This is a genomic window from Alteromonas sp. KS69, assembly GCF_003989595.1.
GTDB lineage: Bacteria > Pseudomonadota > Gammaproteobacteria > Enterobacterales > Alteromonadaceae > Alteromonas > Alteromonas naphthalenivorans.
The window spans coordinates 197,025-204,341 of record NZ_PYHU01000007.1; the positions used below are offsets into that span (position 1 = coordinate 197,025).

Below are 7,317 nucleotides of genomic sequence, written 5' to 3' on the forward strand. Positions count from 1 at the left end.
GAATGCAATACGTTAGTTGTGTCGAGCAGAGAAGGTTTTATACGCAGATTAACTGATGAATAAAAATGATTTAATTTCATTAAATTATGAACTTTACTCATAATTGTCAGTTTTAAGTTTTAAGTTTTAAGTTTTAATTTGAATAATGACAGCGCTGCCGTAAAAGCAATCTACTTGTGTGAAGGGATGTGAAAATTCAACACTATTAGTAAAAAGAATGAATAAAAAGAATAGAGGTAAATGCTTCAAAAGCCCGAAGCAGCAGACTTATTTGCTTCGAACTTATCTGCTTCGGGTTTTGAACATTTTGAATGACAGGGTAACTATTAGTTCGCCGGGTAAAAGCGTTTTGTATTAAAGGGGATAGGGGAATACAGCCACACAGCTAATGAAGCTTTACCGTGCTTTGGTTGCACAGCATTGCTTAAATTTTTTCCCGCTGCCACAAAGACAAGGTAAGTTACGGCCGTATTTTACTTTGCCGCAGTCATCATGGAGTATCCCGTCGTGATAGCACCATTTGCCATCTTCAACAATAAAGTTCGATGTCTCATGTAACTGATATAGGTTTTTATTTTCAAAATAATAAGCCGTGAAATCTACCGTATCCGTTGCACCTTCATTAATTTGCATTATGTCCTCAGTAACCCCTTCGGCATGTTTAATAAGAGGTACATTCTGGGTTTCACCCACTTCCAGTGCAAACCACGTAGCATTAGCTGCATTTGCAGTTAATTCATTAACACTTAATTCCGGTTGACGTACTTTTGTGTAGGTAGCCAGTACATAATCGAATTGCTTACTGGCATACGCAGAAAAACGAGAGCGCATTAAATGGGCAGCAGTTTGAGGTGTGGCATGCCCTTTTAAAAAAGGTTCACAGCATGAAGAAAATGGTAAATTTGAACAGCAAAAACATCGCATAATTTTTTACAACCAAGTTAGCAGTGCACATATTGAATATATGTGCAGGTAAACGTGCACTCGGGCGCAATGCTAACGGTTAATCAAACGAATTACCATGGCCCTGCTGCAAGGTTGCCTTCATTTAACGCTGAATCTACTCGCACATTTACCAAACATACAGAATAAAGTTCGCAAAGCTTTCTGATCATATCGCTGTCGGTAGGCTGCAAATCTAAATCAATATTTTCAACATACAGTGTTTTGCACTGGCCGCCGGTTATCAGCTTGCTTATCCACTCTGGCATTTTTTCCTTTTCAGGTTTTTGTATACGAATAGCGTGGTCGACTTCTTTTGAAAATGACACTGAATCGGCTAATAGATAATTCCAGCCCTTACTCGTGCCACCTTTTCCTTCACCTGGATAGCCTTCGAAAGGTAAGGGGAGCTGTACAACGTTAGAAATAGCGGTGCTTGAAACAGACTTATTGGTCACTGAGGTACGTAATGCCTGTAAACGTGCAATTGGAGAAGTGTTCATAGCGTTACCTTTTCGTAAGTTATTTTTAAACTGGCTATCTATACAGTGTGTATGTGTATACAGTAGTTTTAAGTTGGAAGGATTGCAAGCATTAAATTGTGTTTTTTTCACACAATGTTTATTTCTTAAATGCTTTTGAATGGTTATACCGATTTGAAGAGGGAAGTGCTTCGCGCGCAAACGCTGTAATATCAATGACTACAGCGTATTGTCGTTCAAGGGTAGGCGTATAGCCACCAAAGGGTAAGCAAATTTAATGACTAAATTGGCGACTTAGGTACACTACAACCGCATAAAATTTCATTAGGGTAAACACGATGACGTGAACCTAGTAACAATAAATAAGGCATGATTTGCGGTGAGCAGTTTAATAACACTAGGGTATGTTGGTATGTTTGTTTCAGCGTTTCTTGCTGCCACAATATTACCCTTAAGTTCTGAACTGGTATTTACCACCTTGGCGCTAAACGGTTCATCTGCATTGGTGTTACTCGTTGTTGCATCTACAGGTAATGTATTGGGTTCAATCGTAAATTATGTTTTGGGCTTTCGCTTCGGCCAATTGGCAGCGACCAAGTTGCTGCGCGTTTCTCACGCCACCTTTATGCGGGTTGAAGTCATGTATAAAAAGTGGGGGAAATGGTCTTTACTGCTAGCCTGGGTGCCAATTATTGGTGACCCATTAACTCTGCTAGCAGGCACCTTACGTACGCGCTTTTGGTTTTTCTTACTGATTGTGGGAATAAGTAAAACTGCGCGATATGCCGCGCTGTTGTTTTTTATCACTCACTAAATTTGCACCAGTACTGGTTAAGTTTGTACAGCGTGTTTCCGGTTTTTATTACGAGCATGTTTTTTTCGTGCAGTAGTCACTAAACCTTTAATTCTGTTGAATAACAATACAAAGGTAAACAACCAATACCATATGGGTTCTTGCCATAGGGTTTTTTGTGACCATGAAAAATGAAGCAATGCCAAAGGTACTATTAAATAAATACTGTTATGTAAATGCTGCCAACGCTTGCCCATACAGCGACGAATTTTCTGAAAAGACGTGACTGTTAATACGAAGAGTAAAACCAAAGCGGTAAGCCCTACTACAATATAGGGCCGTTTAACCAACTCAGTAGCAATCAAGCCCATGTCTAGTTGCAGTTCGAACAGGATGTAAGTCACAAAATGCGACAGTGCATACACAAAGCTATATATCCCCAGCATTCGCCTGAATTTAATTGGCTCTGGGCTAGGCAGTATTTTTGCTAATGGGCTTAACATCAGCGTAATAAGTAAAAGGTGTATTGCCCATATACCGGTTTCGTTTAGCAACGTATCAACAGGATCGGGGCCTAAATTATCGGTGACGCCAGCGTAAAAAAGGCCAACTAAATACCCAAGTGCCAGTAAATGAATGATGCCCTTTAATGACCTGCGAGTTAAATTTGAAACACGAACGGGTTTTTTGAATATTTTCATTAGAAGTTACGGGTTAAATCCATGTTTGCATAAAGCGGCGCTACTTCGCTGTAACCATTGTACATTTCGGTAGGTATTCTATTGCGTGATAACAAGCCACCAGTGGTAATACGGCGTTCGCTAGCTTGACTCCAACGAGGGTGAGATACCTCAGGGTTCACATTAGCGTAAAAACCATATTCGTTAGACGCTAAGCGGTTCCATGTAGTCGGGGGCTGTTTATCGGTCAACCGGATACGGACTATCGACTTAATACTCTTAAAGCCGTACTTCCAAGGCACAACTAATCGAACGGGCGCGCCGTTTTGTGGTGGTAGGGTTTTACCGTAAAGTCCTACCGACATTAGCGTAAGCGGGTGCATGGCTTCATCTAAACGCAGGCCTTCAACATAAGGGTATTCAATACCACCACCCAAGAAACGGTTACGCTGCCCCGGCATTTGCTTTGGCTCGTATAAGGTTTCAAAGGCCACATATTTAGCTGACGAAAGGGGATCGGCCGCTTTTAGTAATGCGCCTAACTCATAACCAATCCAAGGGATAACCATAGACCACGCTTCTACACAACGAAGTCGATAGATTCGCTCTTCAAGAGGAAAACGTTTCATTAGATCATCAAGATTCAGTGTGAGTGGTTTGTTCACCAGCCCATCGACTTTTAACGTCCACTCAGAAGTATCAAATTCTTGCGCGTTTTTAACCGGTTCATCTTTGGCAGTGCCAAACTCATAAAAGTTATTTTAAGAAGTAGCTTTAGCTTCTGGGGTTTGTGTTTCGCTAATTTGGTACTTTTCTGGTTGGCTAAATTTGAGCGCTTGGGTTTTAAATGCTTCTGCTTTCTTTTCTTCATCTTCCCAAAACCAACCTGCTGCATTCGCGGGGTTTGAAAGTAGTGTAGAAGCACCTACAAAACCAAGAGATTTTAGTAACTGGCGACGATTAAGGTAAACACTTTCATCGGTCACATGATTGTCGGTTAACTTTACTGATGGTTTAAAAGGTTTAGACATACTTACACCATTAATTGATGAGCGCGCTTAGACATTAAGAACTGAAAAGCAGGTAACGTCGACTTCGCGCGAAGGCACCGAGGCTACATTACTTACGTGGAGACAAGGTTTTAAGATTGCACCATGTATTACGCGCGTTTTATTACACACGCGAATTTTATAAAAAATAACTACAGATTTGACGCGTATAAATGAAGACCCATTTAATAAGAAAAAAATTTCATGTATTACCAAGAACACAGCGAGACACAATGGTAAGTAAGGGATACCAATTGAACTCATTATGCTTTTTTGTGCATAGTAATCAATAGCTTTAGCTTGAGCTGAAATAGAAAAACGCGTAACTTAAATGGTTTACCTATTTTAATAACAAATATAAAAATGAAAGCCGACGAAATAGAGCAATTAGCGCTATCTGGTTCAGAAACCAGAGATGTGATCACCCCGTATGCTTTTAACGTTGACCAAGCGCTATTAGGTATCCCTCTAGCCACACCGATTAGGCGCGCACTGGCAATGATCATTGATGTCATTTTAATATTTATGGCTGCGAAGCTTAGCGCAACGTTAATTGCCTTTGTTGCTGCTATGGCTTTTTATAAAGGCACTGCACAACAATACCTTCCTAAAATGTCGCCGTTTTGGCGCAGAGCCTTAAAGCTTTTTGCGGCAAGCTTTTTATTTGTAAGCTCGCTAACGGTACTCTCGTTAGCAATAGATTTCTTTGAAGGCGATAGCGCTATACAAGGAACACAAATAAAAGAAGCAGAGCGAAAAGATGAGTTAAGTGAGCATGATAAATCAATAATACGTACCTATTTAGCGCAAACAGACGACGATAAAAACTGCGATGATATTTGCCAGAGCGCTGCTAGCGCTAGTTTAGTTGCTCAATTGCCTGAACTTGCTGAAATTGAAGGCGCTGAAAGTTCTCAATTTACGCGATCGCTATTACACTTAATGGCTATAGCAGATGAAGAATTTGATGCAGCAGAGGACGGTAAAAATACAGATTTAGCGCCAGAGAGCATTTCGGGCAAAGTTACAAATGAAAGTAGCACAACACCCGTAACCAGTATTTTGCAGTGGGGTAAAGGGATTATTCAAGACCTAGGTTTAGGTTTCGGTTGGGCTGCGGTTTATTTTACCTTGTTCTCACTGCTCTGGCGCGGGCAAACCCCAGGTAAAAAAGTATGTAATATTCGCGTGGTTTCGCTAAGCGGTGAGCCACTTGGCATGCTTGATTGCTTTGGCCGGTACGGTGGTTACGGAGCAGGTTTTGCGACGGGGTTATTAGGCTTTTTACAAGTGTACTGGGACCCAAACAGACAAGCCATTCAGGATAAAATATCTGCCACCGTGGTTATTCAGGGGAGTGTGAACCAAGTTGTAGATGCGCAAACCGTTGCAGATGCGGTTAAAGTTTAGTTCTGGTTTACGCAACTTAATAAATTTTTCCACACTCAACCTTTTTCACACTCAGCGCTACCCGTGAAAGTTATCTTGAATGCCACCTTGTCGAGGAGAAAAGAGTGTGCCGTATAAGCGTGAGGCAAATTCATCGGTCATGCCGGAAATATAGTCTGCAAGCACGCGCATTCCGTTATCTTGTTCACACGCTTTCAACCAACGCTCTTGGGTATTTTCGGGTAATAAGCGTTCGGGATCAGAGCTGAAGGCTTCTAGTAGCTCCATCACTACCATTTGGCCTTTATATTCAAGCTGCTGTACATCAGGGCGGCGAATCACTTTGTTATAAACAAAGCGCTTGAACAGTTCTAAACCATTTTCAAAGTCGGTTGGCATTTTCGCGTTATAGGCAAGCAGCGGATGCTCAAAGCCTTCTACATCCGCTATTTCTATGGCGGTAATGAAACTGTTTACCAAAGCACCAATAGCGTTTTTGCGCTCGTGATGGGCTTTGCTGAAAAGCTTATCGGTCAGTTCATCAATATTATCTGACAACCATTTTATCTCTAGTGACTTAAGCGGGAGGGTGACATCGCTAATAAAGTCTTGCCGGTTCACCATGTCCATGACAATTGCGTCTTCTAAATCGTGTATGCCATAAGCAATATCATCCGCAAGTTCCATAATCGAGCAATCAAAAGACTTGAAGCGTGTTTTACTGTGCTTGTTATCAATCTGGTTGAATGACATGAGCTTGTCTTTGTCAGAAGCGCTAAACGGCGCTAGTAACCAATCAAACAAGGGTTCATCACACCGAAACAAGCCTTTAGGCGGATGCCATTGGCTTGCTTTGACTTGGCGTAATGATGCGGGGCGCTCCCCCATAACATTAGGGGTTGTTAAGGTATCGATAAAATTGGGGTATTTCACAAGGCCCAAAACGCTTCGGCGGCACAAGTTCATGCCGTGTTCTGCAGTGTAAGGCTCTAACTGAGTAACAATGCGAAAGGTCTGGCCGTTGCCTTCAAAGCCGCCATGTTCATGCATCATATAATGAAGGGCTATCTCACCACCGTGACCGAAAGGAAATGGACACCCACTAAAAAAGATAAAAGTGTATCTATTGTTGGAAAGGTAAATTAGTATGTAATTAGATTTGGTATGAGAAATAGATGATGTATAACTTTCAAAGTGAAAAATATAAAACAAAGATGATGTGTGACGATGATGGTATTCCATTGTTGCTACCCAACTTATATTTACATTCACTTTATAAAAATAGACAAGTATACAAATTAACATGGGTAGATGGGTCTGGAAAGCGCAGAATAAAAGATGCAGAGCTTAATAAAGTAACATTATCAAAAACAAAAATTACCGAATGCTTTTACGAGTTAAGAAAGTTTCTGTTGTGGCTTGAAAGTTATTCAGAAAACTCACCTTCAATTTCTCTAAGTACACACCATAACTTACCTGAAGAAATTCTAAATTATTATATTAATAGTGTATTGATCTTGGAACGAAATACCAGCGAGAAAATGGTCGAGAAAGCAGTTTCAGGCTTGACGTATTACTACAACTATTTGGCTTTCAATGGGTTTACCAACATTAAAGAGATCCGTGTAAAAGACGATAAAAAATCTATTGCAAGGGACAATACAAAAAGAAGAAATGTAATCAAGTATCTGTCTCCACGTATGCGGGCTGAACTTTATGCCAATGCTAAAAGTCTTCGAGTAGAATGTACGTTGCGGGCAGGTGGAGAATGTGGCCTACGTACGCAGGAAAATATGGGATTATTACTTAATGACTTTAAAGTTGGTGGTCAATCATATTTAGGTCTGAAATCGTTTCTCAAGGAAATAGATACAGAATTAAAACTCAATACGCGCATAGACAAACAAAAGCAAGAGTTCAAGTATTGGCTTCAAGGTAAATATACTAAAGGCCGCAGAGGTGTAACCGTTCACCAAGGCCCT

Annotated in this window: 6 protein-coding genes and 2 pseudogenes; 3 read left to right on the forward strand and 5 right to left on the reverse strand. The window is 40.8% G+C overall.

The features are described from left to right. Window positions 1–396: 396 nt before the first annotated feature. Both C7Y69_RS07180 and C7Y69_RS07185 read right to left on the reverse strand, forming a co-directional pair. A complete protein-coding gene (locus C7Y69_RS07180; protein ID WP_126872246.1) occupies window positions 397–924 on the reverse strand; it encodes a YchJ family protein in 528 nt (175 codons plus the stop codon). A 92-nt stretch (window positions 925–1,016) separates the two neighbouring features. Further along, window positions 1,017–1,445 (reverse strand): deoxyguanosinetriphosphate triphosphohydrolase, encoded by a 429-nt coding sequence (locus C7Y69_RS07185; RefSeq protein ID WP_126872247.1) that lies wholly within the window; start codon window positions 1,443–1,445, stop codon window positions 1,017–1,019. Between the two features lie 391 nt (window positions 1,446–1,836). Here C7Y69_RS07185 and C7Y69_RS07190 point away from each other — a divergent pair, with 391 nt between their 5' ends. Further along, window positions 1,837–2,238 carry a YqaA family protein gene (locus C7Y69_RS07190; RefSeq protein ID WP_126872259.1) on the forward strand — a complete coding sequence of 134 codons (402 nt, stop codon included), beginning with the start codon at window positions 1,837–1,839 and terminating at the stop codon, window positions 2,236–2,238. 17 nt (window positions 2,239–2,255) lie between these two features. On the opposite strand, the gene C7Y69_RS07195 is transcribed toward C7Y69_RS07190, so the two are convergent. Then, the gene (locus tag C7Y69_RS07195) at window positions 2,256–2,918 is read right to left on the reverse strand and encodes a sulfite oxidase heme-binding subunit YedZ (protein ID WP_126872248.1); all 663 of its coding nucleotides are present in this window, start codon (window positions 2,916–2,918) and stop codon (window positions 2,256–2,258) included. Then, window positions 2,918–3,928, reverse strand: a pseudogene (gene msrP / locus C7Y69_RS07200) (protein-methionine-sulfoxide reductase catalytic subunit MsrP). The gene C7Y69_RS07195 and the pseudogene msrP overlap by 1 nt, the downstream one beginning before the upstream one ends. 381 nt (window positions 3,929–4,309) lie before the next feature. Between msrP and C7Y69_RS07205 the strand changes: the two are divergent. Beyond that, window positions 4,310–5,356 (forward strand): RDD family protein, encoded by a 1,047-nt coding sequence (locus C7Y69_RS07205; protein WP_126872249.1) that lies wholly within the window; start codon window positions 4,310–4,312, stop codon window positions 5,354–5,356. A gap of 57 nt (window positions 5,357–5,413) precedes the next feature. On the opposite strand, the pseudogene C7Y69_RS07210 reads toward C7Y69_RS07205, so the two are convergent. After that, window positions 5,414–6,424 (reverse strand): annotated as a pseudogene (locus C7Y69_RS07210) (anti-phage deoxyguanosine triphosphatase); the annotation flags it as partial. Window positions 6,425–6,510: 86 nt separating this feature from the next. Here C7Y69_RS07210 and C7Y69_RS07215 point away from each other — a divergent pair. Then, window positions 6,511–7,317: hypothetical protein (locus tag C7Y69_RS07215; protein WP_221885327.1), on the forward strand; the 807-nt coding region annotated here is incomplete at its 3' end.

What these genes read in the sequence shown, in the direction of transcription:
- C7Y69_RS07180 (WP_126872246.1), bottom strand. Translation starts at nt 924, where the DNA reads ATGCGATGTTTTTGCTGTTCAAATTTACCATTTTCTTCATGCTGTGAA.
- C7Y69_RS07185 (WP_126872247.1), bottom strand. Translation starts at nt 1,445, where the DNA reads ATGAACACTTCTCCAATTGCACGTTTACAGGCATTACGTACCTCAGTG.
- C7Y69_RS07190 (WP_126872259.1), top strand. Translation starts at nt 1,837, where the DNA reads ATGTTTGTTTCAGCGTTTCTTGCTGCCACAATATTACCCTTAAGTTCT.
- C7Y69_RS07195 (WP_126872248.1), bottom strand. Translation starts at nt 2,918, where the DNA reads ATGAAAATATTCAAAAAACCCGTTCGTGTTTCAAATTTAACTCGCAGG.
- C7Y69_RS07205 (WP_126872249.1), top strand. Translation starts at nt 4,310, where the DNA reads ATGAAAGCCGACGAAATAGAGCAATTAGCGCTATCTGGTTCAGAAACC.